The organism is Hyphomonas sp., assembly GCF_041398385.1.
In the GTDB taxonomy this organism is placed as follows: Bacteria; Pseudomonadota; Alphaproteobacteria; order Caulobacterales; family Hyphomonadaceae; genus Hyphomonas.
Genome location: NZ_JAWKUW010000002.1, coordinates 434,623 through 454,240, shown reverse-complemented (window position 1 = coordinate 454,240; position 19,618 = coordinate 434,623). Strand labels below are relative to the sequence as shown.

At 60.4% G+C, this 19,618-nt stretch carries 16 protein-coding genes and 1 tRNA gene; 11 read left to right on the top strand and 6 right to left on the bottom strand.

Annotated elements, in window-relative coordinates; translation table 11 throughout:
- The first annotated feature begins 42 nt into the window (after positions 1–42).
- From R3C13_RS07010 to R3C13_RS07000, 3 genes are all read left to right on the top strand, one after another.
- Positions 43–846: a WYL domain-containing protein gene (locus R3C13_RS07010; RefSeq protein WP_371310104.1), complete on the top strand. Its 804-nt coding sequence runs from the start codon at positions 43–45 to the stop codon at positions 844–846.
- 548 nt (positions 847–1,394) lie between these two features.
- Entirely contained in the window at positions 1,395–6,407 is a 5,013-nt protein-coding gene (locus tag R3C13_RS07005) for an AAA domain-containing protein (protein ID WP_371310103.1), read from the top strand.
- On the top strand, positions 6,400–7,881 hold the full coding sequence (locus R3C13_RS07000) for a hypothetical protein (protein WP_371310102.1): 1,482 nt from the start codon (positions 6,400–6,402) through the stop codon (positions 7,879–7,881). The genes R3C13_RS07005 and R3C13_RS07000 overlap by 8 nt, the downstream gene beginning before the upstream one ends.
- Positions 7,882–8,170: 289 nt before the next feature.
- Here the strand turns inward: R3C13_RS07000 and R3C13_RS06995 are convergent, their stop codons facing one another.
- Positions 8,171–9,436, bottom strand: a complete 1,266-nt coding sequence (locus R3C13_RS06995) for a tyrosine-type recombinase/integrase (protein WP_371310101.1) — start codon at positions 9,434–9,436, stop codon at positions 8,171–8,173.
- A gap of 99 nt (positions 9,437–9,535) precedes the next feature.
- Positions 9,536–9,612 (bottom strand) — tRNA-Arg (locus R3C13_RS06990).
- A gap of 93 nt (positions 9,613–9,705) precedes the next feature.
- Between R3C13_RS06990 and R3C13_RS06985 the strand changes: the two genes are divergently transcribed.
- A complete protein-coding gene (locus tag R3C13_RS06985) occupies positions 9,706–10,458 on the top strand; it encodes a thermonuclease family protein (protein WP_371310100.1) in 753 nt (250 codons plus the stop codon).
- A 1-nt stretch (position 10,459) separates the two neighbouring features.
- On the opposite strand, the gene R3C13_RS06980 is transcribed toward R3C13_RS06985, so the two are convergent.
- On the bottom strand, positions 10,460–11,344 hold the full coding sequence (locus tag R3C13_RS06980; protein ID WP_371310099.1) for an RNA polymerase factor sigma-32: 885 nt from the start codon (positions 11,342–11,344) through the stop codon (positions 10,460–10,462).
- Positions 11,345–11,515: 171 nt separating this feature from the next.
- Between R3C13_RS06980 and R3C13_RS06975 the strand changes: the two genes are divergently transcribed.
- Both R3C13_RS06975 and R3C13_RS06970 read left to right on the top strand, forming a co-directional pair.
- On the top strand, positions 11,516–12,001 hold the full coding sequence (locus R3C13_RS06975; RefSeq protein ID WP_371310098.1) for an MmcB family DNA repair protein: 486 nt from the start codon (positions 11,516–11,518) through the stop codon (positions 11,999–12,001).
- On the top strand, positions 11,998–12,447 hold the full coding sequence (locus R3C13_RS06970) for a hypothetical protein (RefSeq protein WP_371310097.1): 450 nt from the start codon (positions 11,998–12,000) through the stop codon (positions 12,445–12,447). The genes R3C13_RS06975 and R3C13_RS06970 overlap by 4 nt, the downstream gene beginning before the upstream one ends.
- Here the strand turns inward: R3C13_RS06970 and R3C13_RS06965 are convergent.
- The gene (locus tag R3C13_RS06965) at positions 12,444–12,893 is read right to left on the bottom strand and encodes an ABA4-like family protein (protein WP_371310096.1); all 450 of its coding nucleotides are present in this window, start codon (positions 12,891–12,893) and stop codon (positions 12,444–12,446) included. The genes R3C13_RS06970 and R3C13_RS06965 overlap by 4 nt on opposite strands.
- A 940-nt stretch (positions 12,894–13,833) precedes the next feature.
- On the bottom strand, positions 13,834–14,901 hold the full coding sequence (locus R3C13_RS06960; RefSeq protein ID WP_371310095.1) for a citrate synthase/methylcitrate synthase: 1,068 nt from the start codon (positions 14,899–14,901) through the stop codon (positions 13,834–13,836).
- Between the two features lie 85 nt (positions 14,902–14,986).
- On the opposite strand from R3C13_RS06960, the gene R3C13_RS06955 reads away from it, so the two are divergent.
- On the top strand, positions 14,987–16,117 hold the full coding sequence (locus R3C13_RS06955) for a citrate synthase (RefSeq protein ID WP_371310094.1): 1,131 nt from the start codon (positions 14,987–14,989) through the stop codon (positions 16,115–16,117).
- On the opposite strand, the gene tkt is transcribed toward R3C13_RS06955, so the two are convergent.
- Positions 16,114–18,081, bottom strand: a complete 1,968-nt coding sequence (gene tkt, locus R3C13_RS06950) for a transketolase (protein ID WP_371310093.1) — start codon at positions 18,079–18,081, stop codon at positions 16,114–16,116. The two genes, R3C13_RS06955 and tkt, sit on opposite strands and share 4 nt — an antisense overlap.
- Positions 18,082–18,184: 103 nt before the next feature.
- On the opposite strand from tkt, the gene R3C13_RS06945 reads away from it, so the two are divergent.
- The 4 genes from R3C13_RS06945 (at position 18,185) to R3C13_RS06930 (ending at position 19,617) form a co-directional block, all read left to right on the top strand.
- The gene (locus R3C13_RS06945; RefSeq protein ID WP_371310092.1) at positions 18,185–18,466 is read left to right on the top strand and encodes a DUF4164 family protein; all 282 of its coding nucleotides are present in this window, start codon (positions 18,185–18,187) and stop codon (positions 18,464–18,466) included.
- On the top strand, positions 18,459–18,767 hold the full coding sequence (locus R3C13_RS06940) for a cell division protein ZapA (protein ID WP_371310091.1): 309 nt from the start codon (positions 18,459–18,461) through the stop codon (positions 18,765–18,767). The genes R3C13_RS06945 and R3C13_RS06940 overlap by 8 nt, the downstream gene beginning before the upstream one ends.
- Before the next feature lie 66 nt (positions 18,768–18,833).
- The gene (locus R3C13_RS06935) at positions 18,834–19,040 is read left to right on the top strand and encodes a twin transmembrane helix small protein (protein WP_371310090.1); all 207 of its coding nucleotides are present in this window, start codon (positions 18,834–18,836) and stop codon (positions 19,038–19,040) included.
- 4 nt (positions 19,041–19,044) lie between these two features.
- Positions 19,045–19,617 carry a cob(I)yrinic acid a,c-diamide adenosyltransferase gene (locus tag R3C13_RS06930; RefSeq protein ID WP_371310089.1) on the top strand — a complete coding sequence of 191 codons (573 nt, stop codon included), beginning with the start codon at positions 19,045–19,047 and terminating at the stop codon, positions 19,615–19,617.
- Position 19,618: the final 1 nt, after the last annotated feature.

The following is a 19,618-nucleotide window of genomic DNA, read 5'->3' as shown; positions in this document are numbered from 1 at the left end:
TTTTTGATGTATGAGTTAACAAGAGTCAAGAGAGGAAATCGGATGACGCTTGACGACCTGAAACATGCCCAACGACAGCGCCTGTTGTTTCTCGATCGGTGCTTCACCTGGCGCGGCGTCGCGCGGCGGCGTGATCTCACCGACCGATTTGGAATCTCGATCGCGCAGGCCGCCAATGATTTTCGGGCATATCTGTCGCTGATCACTCAAAATGCTCCGGAGTACGACGCGCATCTGAAGGCCTACGTGGCTTCGCCCGATCATCAGCCGATTGCGGCTTCTTCGATGCTGGACGTGTTCGGCGTTCTTGACACGGCCTCAGACGATGCGTTGCCCGCTGCGCTGCCCCGTGCGAAACGGTGGCTGGAACCTCACGTCGCGACCGTGCTTTACGACGCCATCTCGAAACAGCAAAAAATCAGAATCGCCTACACATCGATGAGCTCTGGTGAAACGGCTCCACAATGGGTCGCGCCAACACGGTTTATCTTCGATGGCGAGAGCATTCATTTCCGGGCCTACAGCTACAAACGCGGCGAATACCGGAACTTTCACCCTGCAAGGATCAACCCAGAGGACGAGTTCCAAATGGATGAATTGGATACGCCGCCGCCCTTCGACATGGAATGGCATTCGATCAGCACTATTTGGCTGAGACCGAGCGCAAGGCTCACCTCATCTCAAGCTGCTGTCGTTCGCAGAGAGTTTGGATTTAGCAGTGACCTGCTTCGGATAGAAATTCGACAAGCACTTGAATTCTATTTTGATCGCCGTTGGGGTTTAAACGAACCGGGTGCACGTCTGGAAAAAGTAAAGACCGAAACCACCCTCCCCCAAAGAAATTGAGACCTGCGGACCGTATTTCTTATGGCGCCTTTCGCGCCCATTCCAGTCGTTCAGTGAACTGGGGTCGACCGGCTGGAAGTCGCCGAAGGAGGTCGTAGCCCAATCGTCGCCAAAAGTCCGGATCGCGCCCCCAATTGCGGGCATCAAGCAGAAAATGAGATTGCCCAAATACTGCAGTAACCTGCCGACTACGGACTCACAGATTTTGCCGGCCCGGCTGCACAATCGGACATTGTAATCAAGCGTCTGACGAAGTTGGGGATCGAATTGATGTAACAGATGGGAACCGACGCGCACAATTACATTGTCGCGACGACACAGATGCTCTTTTGGAATGGAACGCACCAATCTGCAAATCTGATCAAGGCGCAGACGCGCGCTTGGAGGAAATCGGCTTCGACAAGCGGAGACGGCACGAAGAAATGGATGAAATATATCGCGATTGAGTCTGTAGAGCGTGGAAAACTTGCGGCAATTCTTTCGGTAGTAGATGAGTCTGACATTCATCTATAGATTGCGCTGGACTCGCTGAAACCCAAGGATATGTCATGAGAATTACAAACTGCGGGCGGGGTGTCCACAAACGGGAGATCAAAGGATTAGATCGATTCAGAAACGATCTGCCTGGTGATTGGTACGGATTTACGAATATTGATCTTGTACTTGGTCTCGGACAGCCAAGGGAAGTTGACCTGGTCATTGTTTCACCGAGAAGAATATTCCTTATCGATCTCAAAGATTGGAACGGACAGATCGAAACGGTCAACGGCCGCTGGTTTCAGAATGGAAAGGACCAAGGACCATCCCCAGTTGGCAAAATTGCCCACATAGCGCGCGAAATTTATCCACTCCTAAGCAACAGTCTTGCGACGCGTCCTGACACGAGGGGACTCCCTACACCGAGATTCACAGGTCTGGTAGTTTTAACTGGTAACGCCGAATGTTCGGGCATAGCCGAGTCCGAGAAGGCGAATGTACTGACGATCAGTGAGTTCCTGAAAAGTGTCGCAACGGACCGGGCGGAACGAGATGCATACGGAAACGTTGCAAACGAATTTCTGAACCGACCGCTCACGGAAGTATTTTGGAAGGAAAAGGTCACAAAGTTTTTCAATGGCGCAAATTTCAAACCCGGGCAGCGTCGTTTTCTGCGTTTCATAGCCGATGAGACACCAAGTTTTGAGCCTCCCCATGGTATCTATTGCGAATACGACGCGCACGAAGAAGGAAGCGCAAACAATCTCGGCACACTCAGGCTTTGGGATTTCACAAAGTGTCCTGAAACCTATTTCCAGAGCGAAGAGGGCCGGCTCGAAATCGCCGGCCGCGAGCAGGAGATTTTCACTTGGCTTCGAGACAGAAGCGAGCAGGTAGAACAAACGCTCCTGCCCCCAAAGCTGGAAGACCCAGAACGTGGGGTACAATACTGGGAGATTTACGACCGCCGCAGGCGCATGCATAGACTAAGTGCCTTCGCGACGACCGAGGGCATGAGACTTCTCCCGTCTGAAAAGGTGGAGCTTGCCCGTCAATTGCTTGCGGTCCTAGCGGGACTCCATCGCCAAGATGCCGCCCACCTTGACTTGGGCGCTCACAGCATCTGGCTCGAAAGTCCGACATCAGTGAGGATCTCGCACCTGTTTGCGGCCCGTTTTCCCGAAGTCAAATCCCTTGGAAAGAACCGCTATCAATTCCTTTCGAGCACCAGCCTGCCTGAAGATGTGCTGGGTGAAGACCAAGGACCGAAACGGCGTGACGTTTTCCTGCTCGGCGTTGCAATCCACCAGCTCATATTCGGAAATAAGCCGGACGGCAATCCGCCCGAGTGGAACGCCGAAGTCGATCAAGACAACGAATATGGTCAACTGCACGATTGGTTCGCCGAAGCGCTGGACCTCGATCCCGGCAAGCGATTTCCGGATGCGGTGAAGGCGCACGAAGCCTTTCTTCGGGCTACGGCGACCCGACCGACTCCCGATGAGGTGATTTCGGGGTTAGAGCAATTCCGAGGTGAGATACGCAGTCAGAGACAACTTGCGTCGGCATTTCCTATAGCGGCCGCCCCCATCAAAGAAAGCGACCGCGTCGATGTGTGGCGCAGCGAAATTGATGGCCGTGAAGTTGTCGTGAAGTTATGGAAGCAAGCTGCATGGGGCGATACGCGCAGAGAGGGCGCCGTTATACTTTCATTCCTCAACCGCGCAGCGGATCAGAAAGCGGATCGGCCTTTCGGGCTTCCGAAGATTCATGACGTTCTTTGGTTGGGCGACTCTTTTGCGGTGGTCCATGAATGGGTTCATGGCCAGACTCTCGGGGAATTGATCGATGAAGCGCCCGATGAACTGACGACGCCGATCGGTGCGCTTTCTATTGTTCAAAAGTTGATCGCAATTGTTGACTCGCTTCACGAGGCTGGACACGGCCATGGAGACCTTAAGCCGGACAACATCGTCATTGCCGACGACAACGCACCAATATTGATCGACGCACTAGATTTTTCATCGAGCGTTGACGGTGAAATATCCACACCGGCCTTTGCGCCGATCACGGGCAGTCGCTTTGAGCGAGATCGCTATGCCATCACAAAAATAGCTGAAGAGCTGTTTGCTCTTCCGCAATTTGAGACAGAAGACGCAGGGCATCTCGCGAAAGCGATATCGGAGTGTCGTGAAAAGACTCCCCCGCTTGCAACGTTGGCCCCCCTTCAAGACGCAATAAATGAAGCCGTCAAACGCATGTCGGCAAAACCCGAGGTCGCAGAAAAGGACGCCAAACAAACGATCAATGTTTCCATTTACGGAGCTGATACCGGTCCGCTGGAGCCGGACGAGGGTCTCGTCTACGTTCGGCTACGGCGCGACAAGCAGGGCGTTTTAAACATCCACATACGCGGTGCCTGCGAAGAGATCGCAATCCGTTTAGGAGATGAGGGTCAGGCTCTATCAGCTTGGCGACATCCCTTGGAGCAACGCTGGATCACCCGGAATACTCGCGAGGAATTTCATAGCTTTAGAGCATACATTATCGTGACCTCCTCGAAAGCAAACGACTTGGCGGGGCTCGCACCAATTCTGGACGATCCCATCGTAAGGGCGAGAATCGACAGCGAACGGTTGCAACCCAGCAACAAGGGTGTCACGCCCGAACAGGTAGATGAAGAGCTACTAGCGGGTTCGGGAGATGAAGACGACGCCGAGGACAGATTGGCAGAGGAAGTCGAGGCTACATCGAGTTCGCCCGCACTTGTAAATGTTCCCCTGCTTTGGAGAAATCTGATCGACAGTGAAAACGAGCTCAGTACAGAAGCGATAGCAAGTCTCGACAGTTCATATAATCGTCAAAACAATCACCATCGCGTCCCGCTTGAACTCGAGAGTGGCGTTTTTGACTACGCGAGACACGATACCGTAGGTGTCGAGCGGCAAGATCGAAAGGGTGGCTGGCGCAGAATTGGGGAGTTGGACGTTCAGCTAACCCGGCCGGATATGGCTGTCATAAACGCCAACAGCTACAATTCATATCACGGAAAGTTGGTAGACGCGGGACAGCGCCTTCGTTTCATAAGCCATTTCGAGGTACAAAGTCTGCGCCGCCGGACGAACGCTGTGGAGCGAATTCTAGAAGGCCAGGGACGCTTGGCGGAGCTGCTCTCGCTCTTCGATCCGCGCTCCAATGCGCAGCCACATAAAGTCAACCACGTAGTCGATGAAGCGCTGCTGAGCAGCTATGATCTGAATGCTGACCAGCGCCAGGCATTCGAGCAGATCGTTGGAACGCGGCCTGTAGGCCTTTTGCAAGGGCCGCCGGGTACCGGCAAAACAAGGTTCATTGCAGCATTGGCGCACTATGCCATCACGAAGGGCCTCGCTCGAAATGTCTTACTTACGAGCCAATCCCACGAGGCGGTAAACACCGCAGCGGAGTCCGTCCTGAAGCACTTTCGAAGCACCGGAATTCAGCCAAGCTTGCTTCGTGTTGCCATGAATGAAGACATCGTGTCTCCTGGACTGCGTCCACACCACACTCAACGGGTGGAGCAAGCACTTAAGGATCGATTCCGGTCCGCCTTTGCCGAACGTCTGGGTATCATTGGAAATAGCTTGGGGCTGACAGACCGTGTTGTCGAAGCCATTCTCGTGCTTGAGACTGTGATTGGTCCAATATGCAGCAATCTTGCCGCAATCGTGGCTGACCCCGATCACGATCGCGCGCGCGTCAACAGTTTGGTCGACACACTTCGCATGCACTTGCAAAACGTGGGCCTCGACGACATCGAATTAGGCAGCGAAGAATTCGACTGGGAAACGGGGGCTGATGATATCTCTAGAGAACTCGTTAGGCGGCTTGGAAAGAGTGAAGGCGTAGACACGAGCCAGGTGCATCGACTTCGTTCCGCCGCCGTAATCGGACGGGACTTCATCGGCAGCGTGTCTAGAGCTCAACGCAGTTTTGAGACGTTTCTTGCGGGTACACGGCAGATCGTCGTTGGCACGTGTGTTGGCCTCGGCAAGACATCTTTGGGCCTGACATCAACCCCTTTCGATCTTGTTATTGTAGACGAAGCAGCGCGCTGCACCTCGAGTGAGCTATTGGTGCCGCTGCAAGCCGCGAGATGGGCTGTCTTGGTCGGCGACCATGCCCAACTGAGACCGCACCACAAAGCGGAAGTCGTTGATCTTGTCGCGGAACACACCGGGATTGGAAAGAAAGAAATACAACGAAGTGATTTCGAGCGGGTCTTTACGACGGGCTATGGAGCCGAATCCGGTTCGCGATTGAGAACTCAATATCGTATGCTACCGGCCATCGGTCGGTTGGTATCCGAAACGTTCTACCCAGACCTCAAACTGCAGGCCGGCAGAACCGATCCCGAAATCGACCCATCCGTCCTGCCAGATGGCCTTGATCAGCCACTCCTCTGGATCGAGACAGATGATCTCGGACAGGCGGCATTCGAGCAACGAGAAACCGACACACAGAGCCGAACAAATCGCGTGGAAGCCGATGCAATCGTTGCATTGCTACAGCAATGGCTTGCGCACGAACCCTTCCAGCAATGGGTTGAGACGCAGGACAAACACCCTGCAGCAATTGGCATCATTTGTATGTATGCTGCCCAGCGCGACTTGGTCAGGCGCAAATTACGACAATCGCCCCTTGGATATTTACTCGATGGATGCATCAAGGTGGGAACCGTCGACAGCTATCAGGGCAAGGAAAATCCGATCATCGTGTTGTCTATGGTGCGGAACAATGACGCCGGCATTCTAGAGCGTGGCGCCAGGAAGATCCGTGAAGGGTTTCTTTCCACGCCAAACCGCATCAATGTTGCCACAAGCCGGGCTATGGACAGACTCGTCATCGTCGGCGCGCGACGGCGCTGGCGCAACAATAGCCCCGTCGGAAACCTTGCTGCAGTCTTCGAGCAACTAGTTAAGGAGAGCGAAGCAAGAGTTATCAAAGCAGGAGAACTTCTTTGGGCAGATGGCCAAGAGACGGGAAAGATCAAGTCCGCAGTCCGCAAGGTCTCGAAAAAGAAAGGAGGGGGAGAAAATGTCTAATCAAAAAAAACCCATCCTGCGTCTGAAAGGCTACGAGGTTGTTCCACCCGATGAAGATCGGCTCGTTGACGTAGGTGTGTACGACGCATTGTTGCCCTGCCGGAAATTCGAGATTTCATACCGGGTTGCGGTGTTGGGCAACGTCAGTCCAAGCTTGGAGTTTCTTCTCCGTTTGGTCAAAGCGGTGCCAGGAATAAGTGTAGAAGAGGCGGCTGCGTTCTTTGGATACTCCCAGAAAGAAATGGAGTACGTACTCGAGGAAGCTCGGGAGCCTGCTTACGTTGCCTTGGACCAGGAGCGGTTGAGGCTCACGATTGCGGGCGAACAGCTGTTCAAAGATAGCGGAAATGAGCCCCTGATTTATTCGGTCGAAAACCGCAGACGTTCCTATGGCTTCGACCTGCTTTCCGTGGCGCCCCAACGTCCGATAAGCCTAGATCCTGCAGAATTTGATTTGCCTGAGTTGCCAATTGAAGATCCAAGCTCAACCGGCAACGTTGCTAACCGGCTTAGTAATCAGTTCCGTCGGTTTTTTCACGAACTCTCTGACAAAAAGGACAGGGAGCAAGTTCAAAGGCAAGACCTCTATTCGATTGACAATATCGCGGCCAAAGAGCGATTCCAAATTCCGGTGAGAATAGTAGCGCGGGCGCAAGCCTCGAGCCCACATCTTATCGAAGAAGTTGATCTGACGGGATGGCGCCCGGACCATGAACTAGTTGATCGAAGAGAGGTTGAACGCGCTGCTTCGTTGTTCCTCGAGTTAACGAAGTCGTCGACCAATCAGCTCAAATCGGAGGATGGGTATCGCGCCCTTGTTGAGCTCGCTCCGGATTTCCTCAAGGAATACAGCTTGCGCGACGGTCTGTCCGTGAGACGTTATTGGCGCGAAGCAGTGGGGCGTACCGGTGAAGTGCGTAGCGACAGGAAAACTATCGCTCTTGTTGGCAATCTGACTCTTCAGAGCAATATCGAAAAACTCTCGAGCGTTCTCGAATACGGACAACGCGACAAACAAGAAATTCCAAGAATCATAATTTCAGTAACACCTCAAATTGCTCACTGGGCCGCCACAACTTACTATAGAGATCTTCTGAGCCTGGTTAGAAAGAAAATTGAACGGGACGATGTAGACACGGAAAGAATCAAAGCAATCGGTCTGACTCACGGAAAACCCGCTCGGTACCTTCAGCGGATGCTCGATTCCGTCGCGAGCTCGGACCAGTCGGCGTTCCCTCCCGCGCTTGAGCTCTTCTTTGTTCCGCAAACCTTCGTCGCAGCGTTGGTCCATGCGCCGATTGGAGCCACGAACGGATATCCGGTTCCGCTTGGGTTTGCGTCTTTCGACGATGCCGTACTTTCCAGGACGAACGCATTCGTGCTGGACCAGCTTGGCCGGTTTGACATGAACGATGCACTCTACAATGAGCTTGCCGGCACATTAGCGGATGCCCCTACTGAAACTAAGGGATAAGCCAATCCCAAACCGGGGACTTCTCAGGGAAGTAGCTCATCATCGAAAGGCTCGATGCCCAGATCACTCAGCATGCGGGCGAACTGAAAAGCGAACTTCAGTGACCCAGCCCTCTGATTCTCCGCCAGCAGGGTTCCGTTTCCGCAGATTTTGATCTCCAAAGCTGACTCGCGGGAAACGGCCCACCTTCAATCGCTCGTCCGGCGCGAGGAAAGTGGCTGCAATGGGCCATTTCAGGATACCAACTGGGCCGGATCCGAAGGTCTCCTTTTGCGCCCATTCCGACCCTCTAATACCGATCAACACTGTTTAGCACATGATCAGTCTTCAAATGTTCCTTACGATCACCCAACAGCACTGGCGCCAACCAGCCATCAATCGCCTCTGCCACATCCCTCTTCAGGTCCGCATACTCCGCCCGGATATAGTGCTTGCGCGCGACGCTCGCAGTCTGACCATGATTGTGCCAGATATCCAGCCAGCGCTCATCGATCCCGGCATCGATAAGATGAGTCTTCATCGTCCGGCGCAGGTCGCGCGGGTTCCATTCTGGAAACTCGAGCTTCCTGTTCATCCGCTTGGCCGCCCGTGAGATCGCAGCAATCGTCAGTGGTTCGTCCGGGTTCCGAGGATTCGACACAAGATAGGGCGAACGCGGATGGGCGCGCTCCAGGCACCTTTCCACCAATGGGGCCGCCGTCGAAGTGATCGGTAGCTGATGCGATTTGCCATTCTTGGTCTCCGGCAGAACCAGCCATCCATCACGCCAATTATCGGCTAAGCTCATTGCGACCTCCGTCACCCGGAGCCCACCCATGGCAATCATCAGTTTCAGAACGCGATGCGTTGAGTGGTTCTCGTCGAGCGCATCCCAGAGCTTCCTGAGCTCGTCGTTCGAGAGGAAACGGTTGCCAGGCTTGCCACGCGAGACTGTCGGCAGCTGCTCGGCAATATTTGACGCAATGCCATAGTCTCTAGCGCTTCCTCGGAAATCGTAGCGGTTCTTCACCGCCCATTTCCAGGCAGTGACGATGTAGGATCGAAGATGTGCTGCGTATCCCGGGCTGCGCGCATAGCTTTCCGCCATCCATGCCTGCAGGTCCTGGATGGTCACATCTCCGGCGCGCGGCATGCCCCCATGTCGCGCGACGAGAAACGGTAGCAAAGCGTATTTGCCATCGATGAGGACCCCTCGTACGCGCCCCGCAGAGGCGACACCCCGGCTCTTCATGTCGGCGACATAGTCCTCGAAGAAATTGGCCGCAGAGGCAGACACCGCATCGGCCAGTTCCTCCGCTCGCGCAGCAGGGGCCGACGCGAGGGCGCGCATCTGCCGGAACTCCCCTGCTCGAATTCTCGCCTCTCGCAAACCAATTTCCGGATAGGCACCGATGCGAACCCGAACCGTCTTGCCGCCCAGCTTTCGCACCGCGGAAAATGTCTTCGAACCGGCCTTGGCCACCCTTACTTTCAGGCAGGATTCGATCGTGTCGGAATACTCGCCCGGGTCGGTCACAGCCGAAAGCCAGGTGTCGGTAAGGCGAAGTTTCCCCACGGTTTTTTAGCCTCCGGTTACCATATAGTTACCACGTAGCCATTTGTGAGCAAGAGCTAACTTTTGCGCCCTTATAATACGTTGTATTTAATGTATTTTTGGCGATCCCGACGCGATTCGAACGCGTGACCTACAGATTAGGAATCTGTTGCTCTATCCTGCTGAGCTACGGGACCGGACCATGGGCGAAGCACCTATAAGTCAATTGGCGCGGCGATTGAACCCCATCCGGACTGTGCGGGCAGGCGGCAGGCTGCTAGGACGTCTGAATGTGGCTGCGGGTTCTGGCTGTCCTTGTCTGCTTTCTGGCGGCGGCCTGCGACCGGGCAGGACCGCTGGACGGGCTCGACCAGGGCGAGCGCGGCCGCGTCGTGCGGGTTCTCGATGGCGATGCGCTGGTCCTCGATACCGGTCAGAGCGTGCGCCTCATCGGGATCGAGGCCCCGGCCGGGCCGTATCGCGACCGGCAAGGCGAACCGTTCCACGAAGAAGCGAAGCGGATGCTGGAGGACATGGCGCTCGGCCGCGAGGTGCAGCTTGTCTATGCGGGGCTGACGCGTGACCGGTATGACCGCGCCCTGGCCCATGTGCGCACCATTGATGCTTTGGGGCCGGACCTCTGGCTGAATGCAGAAATGCTGAAGCGCGGCGGCGCCCGGATGCGGATTTATCCCGACACGGCGCTTGGCAGCGAGAACTTTGCCGGGTTCGAGGCCGATGCACGCAAGGCGGGACTGGGCGTCTGGGCCCTGCCCGCCTACCGGATCGCCCTGGCGGAAAACCTGCCGGACGATTTCGCGCGCTTCCAGTTGGTCGAAGGCGTGGTTGGCGCCATGCGGGGAACGGACGATTTCGGGACTGTCTGCAATCTCGCGCTCGCCGGCTCGCAGCTGGTCCTCGCGGTCCGGACCGGCGCGGCGCCGCACTGCCAGCTGGCGGAAGGACGCCGCGTCCTTGCCCGCGGTTATGTGCGTGACGGAAAGATGGAAATTTCCCACACGCTGGACCTTGAGCCGCTTTAGGTCAGCCCGGCAAAAGGCCGGCCTTGTCCGGGTCGCCGACAATCCGCTCCAGCGCCTTGCGAAGCTTTGTCAGCGCCTGATGCTCGATCTGGCGGACACGCTCTTTCGAGATGCCAAGCTCCTGGCCGAGCGATTCCAGCGTCATCGTCTCTTCGGACAGGCGGCGCTGACGGATGATCAGTGTCTCCCGAGGCGTCAGCGCCTTCAGGGCGTCTGCGATCCATTCCTTGCGGCGCCGCGTGTCGGTGCGCTCGATTGCCTCGTCTTCAGGCTGCGCGCGGTCGTCTGCCAGAAGATCCTGCCACTCCCCTTCCCCATCAATCGACAAGGGAGCGTTGAGCGACCGGTCTGCCCCGGAGAGCCGTGAGGCCATGGTTTCGACATCGCGAACCGGCACGCCGAGGTGATCGGCGACCCAGCGCGTGTTCTCCGGGCTCATCGTGCCGTCCCCGGTATCATCGATCCGGGCACGCAGGCGGCGCAGGTTGAAGAAGAGGGATTTCTGCGCCGAGGTGGTTCCGGTACGGACGATCGACCAGTTGCGCAGGATATAATCCTGCATCGAGGCGCGGACCCACCAGGTGGCATAGGTCGAAAACCGCACGGCCCGGTCCGGCTCGAACCGGGCTGCCGCCATCATCAGGCCGACATGGCCCTCCGAGATGAGGTCTGCCATGGGCAGGCCGTAATTGCGGAACTTCGCGGCCATGGAAATGACAAGCCGCATGTACGCCTCGGTCAGTTCGTGCAGCGCTGCTTCGTCGCCTTCCTCGCGCCAGCGCCGGGCGAGGTCCAGCTCGTGTTCGGGGCCCAGCATCGGGTGGGCCATGGCCGACCGGATGAACCGGCGGTCGGCGGATCCTTGAGTCTCGTAGCTGCGGGCCATGGTCCTTCTCCTCAGTGCAGGTTGGGATTGGCTTGGTATCGTCTTTACGGAACGGACCGCCGCTTGGTTCAGAATCATTCCAATAATTAACGTCGCTTTCCGGCTGGCTTGACCGGCAGACCGGGGCGGGACTAGGGTCGCCCGGAACATTACACGAACAGGAGTCGCCCCGTGCCGGACGGTGCCGCAGACGCAGAGGAGCTGGCCGCCGCCGACGCAATCGCCCGCGGAACCCTGCGCCTGCTGGCGGATCTGGGCCTGTGCGGCATAAGGGAGCTGACCCTGGCGAACAACCGCCGGGCCGACATTGCGGCGGTCGGGCCTGGCGGGGAAATCTGGATCGTCGAGACGAAGTCCGGCGTGCCGGACTTCCGCAGCGATTCCAAATGGCCGGACTACATTCCTTTCTGCGACCGGTTCTGGTTCGCGGTCGATTCGGCCTTTCCGCAGGAGCTGATCCCTGAGGAAGTCGGCCTGATCGTGGCGGATGCCTTTGGGGCGGCGGTGATCCGCGAGGCACCGCTGGAGCCGCTGGCCCCGGCCCGCCGCAAAGCGGTGACGCTGCGGCTCGCGCGGCTGGCGGCCATGCGGCTGACTGCAGCAGCCGATGCGGGCTGGACGGCGAGCGAAGCAGCGCTTACCTCCACCGCTCTATGAGTCATGCCTATCCCCTTGGAAAAACAGTCGAAGACGCCCTGAAGCCGGAGGCCAAGGCCGCGCGCACGCGGGCCGAGGCCGAAGCGGCCGCGGGCGGCCTTAAGGTTGCTGAACTCGCGACCGACTGGCTGTCCGTGACCGAAGAGGCCGCGGATGCCATGCTTTCCGCGGCCGGCGCGTTCGCCCATGGCCATCTGCAGCGCTATGAAGACGATCAGGGAAATCCGGTTGTCGCGGTGACCTGGTGGAAGCTGGAAACCGAAGCGGCCGGGAAGCGGAAGGCGGCGAAAGCCGCGAAGGCAAAGCCGGCGACCCCTGCCCCGGCTGAGCCGGCCGACCATACTGACGACCTCTATTTCCGCCGGGGCCGCACCAAGCCGTCACGCCGGCGCTATGTCGACCCGCGCCAGCTGGACCTGTTCCGCCAGCCGAAGGACACAGCCTAGGCTTCGGCGAGGCTCCAGCCGCCCTTCCCGCTGGCCGCGCGGACGATCAGGTAGAGCAACAGGCCCACCGGACCGAACAGGAATGTGACCACGAGGGATGGCGCCACAAGCCAGTGCGAGAGACCGCGCCGCCTTGCATCGCGCGCTTCCCAGGCACCGACAAACAGGTCGAAGACGAGATAGTGCGACCAGCCGATGAGGACGCCCATCGGATGGGAAAAGGCTGTCGAGACAGCGGACGCGGTCGTAAATCCGCTGCCTTCGGCATGGTAGCCGCCGAACATGCCGAGGCTCAGGACAACAATATAGAAAGCGCCGAGGCCGAGCGGATAGAGACCGGAATGGACCATCGCCCGGGTCATGGCCGCGCGCGGCAGCAGGAGCAGCATCAGCCAGGCCGGCACAACGGCGAGATTGATCAGGGTGTAGAAGGATTCATAGGTCATGCGGCAGGCCTCCCGTTTGCAGGGAAACTGGGTCGCGGGGCCTTGCCCGGCAAGGAAAAAGTCGCGGGCAGCACGAACGGCCGGCACGGCGGGGCCGTCCGGTGGGGATCTGGTTTCCGGGATTTAGGTTCCGCAGACCCCTGCGCAGCTGCCGAAGATCAGAAATCGGTCCATGGATCGATTTCCTGAGGCAGGGGTCCATCTCCCGCAATTGCCCCACGTGCATGAGGATGTTTCAGGAGATGGATACCTGCTTTCGCAGGTATCTGCGGAGAGTTGGATTCTGTGCGGCGGGGCGCGCGCGTTTCGGAAGGCTCCGGTGAATCCTACGCTGAGGCTCCGGGAAGGCTCCGGAGGGGCGCGGGGTGCAAAGCCCCTCTCCCTCGGGAGAGGGGTTGGGGTGAGGGGACGCGGCGTTTCAGCACGTTCTGCACTTGCCGCAATGCCGTGACCCCTCATCCCCAACCCCTTCTCCCCAAGGAGAAGGGGCTCAACTGCCAGCCGTTCCCAGCGCGGAACCGCCGGCGCGTCATACACATACAGATCCTCCGCAGGCGGCGGATCGCAGAGCATGGTGATGCGGATATTGCCGAAACAGTCGACGGCGAGCAGCGCATTGAGGCCCGTGCGCTCATGCCATCTGGCAAAGCGGACAAGGTTCCAGACCAGCCAGGGCCAGAAGAGTGGCCAGACATGATCGAAATAGGGTTTGAGGCCTGGGTGCATCGTGGGGGCAGTTTGCCGCGCATCAATGGCCTGCCGGATTGAGTCCGTCCGCCCGTGTCATGCGGGCAAACGCAACGCGTTTATCCAGGACCTTGCGGCTGGTGTGCGCACACCACAAACAGGATCCCGGATATTTGCTGCGCAAATTCCGGGATGACAGGCGTGGGAGTGGGATAGAGCACTGATGTCTCCCCCTACCCTTCCCCCGCAACCCTCAGGCGGGTTCGGGCACCGGGCCGGTATAGACCGACCGGGGGCGGACGATGCGGCCTTCGGCGACCTGCTCGCGCGCATGGGCCGTCCAGCCGAGCACACGCCCCGTGGCGAAGACTGCGGTGAAGGCGGCGCGGGGAATTCCGAGCGCTTCGAGCAGGAGCGCCGTATAGAATTCGACATTGGTGTCGAGCGGGCGGGCGGGATATTTCTTTGCCAGCCGTCCGAGGACGGCCTTCTCGATCTGCTCGGCAAAGGCGAGCCGCCCGGACGTGCCCGGAAGGCGGGCGACGGCCGCCTTCAGCGCGTCGGCACGCGGATCGCGGACGCGGTAAACCCGGTGGCCGAAACCCATGAGCCGGTCGCCCCGCGCGAGCGCATCATCGATCCAGGATTCAGCATTTTCGGGTGTTCCGATCTCGTCGATCATGTCGAGCACCGGACCCGGCGCCCCGCCATGCAGGGGGCCTTTCAAGGCCGAGAGGCCGGCAACGGAAGCCGAGACGAGACCGGCGCGGGTGGAGGCAACGACGCGGGCCGTGAAGGTGGAGGCGTTGAGGCCATGGTCCGACACGGTGACGAGATAGGCGTCAAGGGCACGCGCCTCCGCCTCCGACGGCATCTTCCCGGTCAGCATACGGAGGACGTCCGCGGACTGGGACAGGGCAGGATCCGGCGCGATAGCAGGACGACCCTGCTCGGCCCGGACGGCGGCCGCGGTGAAGACCGGCGCGGCGGCCGCGAGCAGGATCGCTGTGTCGAGGCTTTCATCGTCCCGCAGGAGCGACCAGCCGGTGCGAAGGAAGCTGACCGTGTCGAGGCCGGAAGGAATTTTCCTGACAAGGGCAAAGGCCGCATTCCGCGCCTCAGCGAGGCGCGCCGCCAGCCCGGCCACATCCGGCAGGTTGTCGAAAAAGCCAGCCCACAGGAGATGGGCCGCATCTTCATAAGCGGCGGATGCGGCCAGCAGCTGCACCGGCCAGCCGCGGATGATCAGGCGACCATTCTGGCCGTCGACATCGGAGAGGATGGTTTCGGCGGCGACGACATTTTCAAGACCGGAATCCATGAGGAAGCCCTTTCTTTCGCTTTTCAATGCCTGTCATGTCGCGTAGGGTGGCCCTATCGTCAATCTTGATCAATATAATCAATATATGAGCTGGATCACCCGCGAAGCCGCACTGGAAGAACTGGGCGTCAAGGCGCAGACGCTCTATGCCTATGTCAGCCGAGGTCTCATCGTCTCGAAACCGCAGGCGGACGATCCGCGCGCCAGCCTCTATTCTGCCGCCGATATTTCGACGCTCGTGGCGCGCCGCCGATCCGGACGCGGGCGGCAGGCGATTGCCAGCGCGGCAATTTCATGGGGCGACCCGGTGATGGAGACCGCGATCACCACGGTGCGCGACGGCCGGCTGATCTATCGCGGAACGGACGCTGTGAAGCTCGCGGCGGGCGCCACGCTGGAGGAGACGGCCGCCCTGCTATGGCGGGCGGACGGCCACACGGTTTCCGGCAAGACCGCCCCTGCTCCGCACGGCAGGACCGGCAAGGCCCGTGGGCTGGCTTTCCTCGCGGCCAGGGCTGCGGATGACAGCCCGAGTTTCGGGCGCGGCCAGGCGGCACTCGCCGAGGAAGGCGCTGGCTTGCTGGCGGGCTTCTGCACAGCCGTCACGGGATTGTCTGGACGCGGAGTCTTTCACCAGCGGCTGGGCCGCCACTGGAGCGTCTCGCCGGGCGGGCTCGACCTCCTGCGCCGGGCGCTGGTGCTGGTGGCGGATCATGAACTGAACCCGTCGACCTTTGCCGCGCGGGTGGCGGCCTCGACCGGGGCACCGCTGGCCGCCTCAGCGCTGGCCGGCATGGCGACCCTGACCGGGCCGCTGCATGGGGAGGCTTCGGCGCGGGCGCTCGCCTATCTGCGCGATGCGATGGCGCGGGAGCCCGAGGCGGTGCTGGCAGGGCTTGCGGCACGCGGTGAGACAGTACCGGCGGTTGGCCATGCACTGTATCCGGCCGGGGATCCGCGGGCGGCGGCGCTGATCCGCTGGATGAAGCCGGGGCCGGACCTGCGCCGGGCGATCCGCGCAGCGGAGGCGGCGTCCGGTGAGGCGGCAAATGTCGACATGGCGCTGGCGGCGCTGACGGTGCACCTCGCCCTGCCGGACGAGGCGCCGTTCCTGATCTTCGCCAGCGGCCGCATGGCCGGCTGGATCGCGCACGCCATCGAGCAGCGCGTCAGCGGCAGGCTGATCCGCCCCCGCGCGACCTATACGGGCGGTTAGAGACGCTTCTTCACTTCGGAGACGACGGCCTGGGCCGTGATGCCGAACTTCTTGTAGAGGTCCTGATACGGGGCCGAAGCGCCGAAGCCGTCCATGCCGACAAAGCCGCCATCCTCGCCGATCCAGCGGTCCCAGCCGAAGCGGACGCCGGCTTCGACGGCCACGCGCGGGGCGGTGCCGAGGACGGACTTCCTGTAATTGCCGTGCTGCTTCTCGAAGAGTTCAAGGCAGGGGCACGAGACGACGCGCGTGGCGATGCCCTCTTCCGCAAGCTGGGCCTGCGCGGCAAGGGCGATCTCGACTTCCGAACCGGTGGCAAGGATGGTCGCCTGCGCGCTGCCCTTGCAGTCGGAAAGGACATAGGCGCCCTTGGCGGAGAGGTTTTCCTCCGTGTGCGTCGTGCGGGCCGGTGCAACGCCCTGGCGGGTCAGCGCCAGCGTGGACGGGCCGGTCTCGTTCGCAAGGGCGATTTCCCAGCATTCTGCGGTTTCCACGCCGTCAGCCGGACGGAAGACCAGCATGTTCGGCATGGCGCGCAAGGACGCGACATGTTCGACCGGCTGGTGCGTCGGGCCGTCTTCGCCAAGACCGATGGAATCGTGCGTCATCACATGGATGACCCGCGTGCCCATCAGGGCGCCGAGGCGGATGGCGCCGCGCGAATAGTCCGCGAAGACGAGGAAGGTGCCCGAATACGGAATGATGCCGCCATGCAGCGACATGCCGTTCATGGCCGCGGCCATGCCATGCTCGCGCACGCCATAATGGACGTAGCGGCCGGCCCAGTTCTTCGGCGTCATCGGCGCGGTGTGGCTGGTCTTCGTGTTGTTGGAGCCGGTGAGGTCCGCCGAGCCGCCGACCATTTCCGGCACAAGGTGCGTCAGCACTTCGAGGGCTTCGCCGCTCCACTGGCGGGTCGCCTTCTTGGCGCCGCCCTCGGCGACGGCCTTCTTGTGCTTGTTGATCGCCTTGGCGATGTTCTTCGGCAGGCGGCCGGCCATAGCGGCGTTGAACTCGCCTTTATGGTCCGACGTAGCGAGGCGCTTCTTCCAGGCCTCATGATCCTTCTTCGAGCGCTCACCGGCTTTCGCCCAGGCTTTCTCGATGGCGGCGGGCACTTCGAAGGGCGGGTATTTCCAGCCAATGTTTTCGCGGATGCCGGCGATTTCCTCGGCGCCGTAGGGGCCGCCATGGGCCTTGCCGGTGCCGGCAATCTTGGGCGCGCCATAGCCGATGATCGTCTTCACGGCCAGCATGACCGGCTTCTTCTGCTTCTTCGCCCAGGTCAGCGCGGCCTCGACGGACTTCTCGTCATGGCCGTCGACCTTCCGGGTGACCCAGCCGGAGGCCTCGAAGCGGGCGCACTGGTCGGTATTGTCCGAGAGGTCCGTGCCGCCATCGATGGTGACCGAATTATCGTCGAACAAAACAATGAGTTTATTCAGCTTCAGGTGCCCGGCGAGCGTGATCGCCTCCTGACTGATTCCCTCCATGAGGCAGCCGTCGCCGGCGATGACATACGTATGGTGGTCCACCAGGTCGTCGCCGAAGCGGGCGTTCAGGTGGCGCTCTGCCATGGCCATGCCGACGGCGGTGGCGATGCCCTGCCCCAGCGGACCGGTTGTGGTCTCGACGCCAGCCGTGTGGAAATTCTCCGGATGGCCGGCCGTGGTGGCGCCAAGCTGGCGGAAATTGCGGATGTCGTCGCGGCTGACGGATTTATAGCCGGTCAGGTGCAGCAGCGAGTAGATCAGCATGGAGCCGTGACCGGCGGACAGGACGAACCGGTCACGGTCCGGCCAGGCCGGATCGGTGGGGTCGAACTTCAGGAACTTGCGGAAGAGGACGGTCGCGGCATCGGCCATGCCCAGCGGCAGGCCCACATGGCCCGACTTCGCGGCTTCGACCGCATCCATGGAAAGGGCGCGCACGGCATTTGCCATGTCCCGGTTGGTTACAGCCATTCTGCTGGTCTCCCTCTTGCGTTTCGGTGTTGCTAGGCCAGACTCCGGACGCGGCGTCAAGCGGCTTGGCGCAAACGTCCAATGAGTTTAAGCCTTTGAATAGATGAGCGACATTGATCGGGAAACCGGCCGGCTCGACGCGGCCATCAAGCGCCTGGAAGGCGCGATCGACACGCTTTTGTCGCGCGCCGGCAATCCGGACGTGGTGAAAGCCGAGATCGCAGCCCTCGTCGCAGACCGCGAACACCTCGCCGAACAGCTCGACGCCTCCCTCGCCCGGGAGGAAGAATTGCAATCCCTTGCAGACGAGGCGAGCGCGGCCCTCGGCGCCGCCATCGAGGAAGTGCGCGCCGCCCTCGGCAAGGAGGTTTCCTCCGATGGCTAAGGCAGATATCACGCTGCGCGGGCGGAATTATTCGATTGCCTGCGCGCCCGGTCAGGAGTCGCGCATCGTCGCGCTGGCGGGCCAGCTGGACGCAAGACTGCAACATATTGCAAGCGCGGTGGGCGACATCGGCGAGGACCGCCTGCTGCTGATCTCCGCGCTCGCCCTGCTGGACGAACTCGACGCAGCGCGGCGCACGGCCCGCCCCTCCCCCGAGATGGAACGCAAGATGGCCGAGGCTCTGGGCGCGGCATCTGACCGCATCGAGGCACTGGCGGCACGGATCGAGTCCGGGGGGTAAGTTCACCCGTCTGGCCGCAACCCGGCCCATGTGTTAGCCACGCCTTGTTTCTGAAAGGGCACCCCGATGCCACAGTTCCTGATGATCCTGTTCTATATCGCCCTGGCCGGCCTTCTGGTGGTGCTGGGCCTCGGCCTCGCCAACCTCGCCCGCACGGACGAGAACCAGCCGAGCCGGTCCAACAAGCTGATGCGGATGCGCCTGTTCATCCAGGCGGCGGCGATCGTGCTGCTGGTGCTGCTCGGCTTCGTCACCGGGGCGATCCGGTTCTGAGCCCATGGTGAAGCTCGACAAGATCTACACAAAGACCGGCGACAAGGGTCAGACACGGCTCGCCACCGGGGAGCCGGTGGACAAATGGCATCCGCGCGTCGCGGCCTATGGCGGTGTCGACGAAGTCAATGCAGCGCTCGGCGTTGCGGCGCTGCACGCGGAAGGCGACCTGCTGGACGCGATCCGCCGCATACAGAACGATCTGTTCGACCTTGGCGCCGACCTTGCAACCCCTGACCGGGGCCGGGCGCTGGAATGGACGCCTCTGCGGATCGTCGAGGCGCAGGTGACGCGGCTGGAAACCGAAATCGACGCGATGAATGCGGACATTCCCCCGCTCGACAGTTTCATCCTGCCGGGCGGCTCGCCGCTGGCGGCGTACCTGCATGTGGCCCGCACCCTGTGCCGGACGGCGGAGCGGCAGGTCGCCCATCTTGCGGCGACGGACGGCGAGACGGTCAGCGCCGAAGCGCTCGCCTATGTGAACCGGCTGTCGGACTGGCTGTTCGTCGCAGGCCGGGCCGCCAACGGCAATGGCGCCGACGACATCAAATGGGTGCCGGGGGCAAACCGGTAGG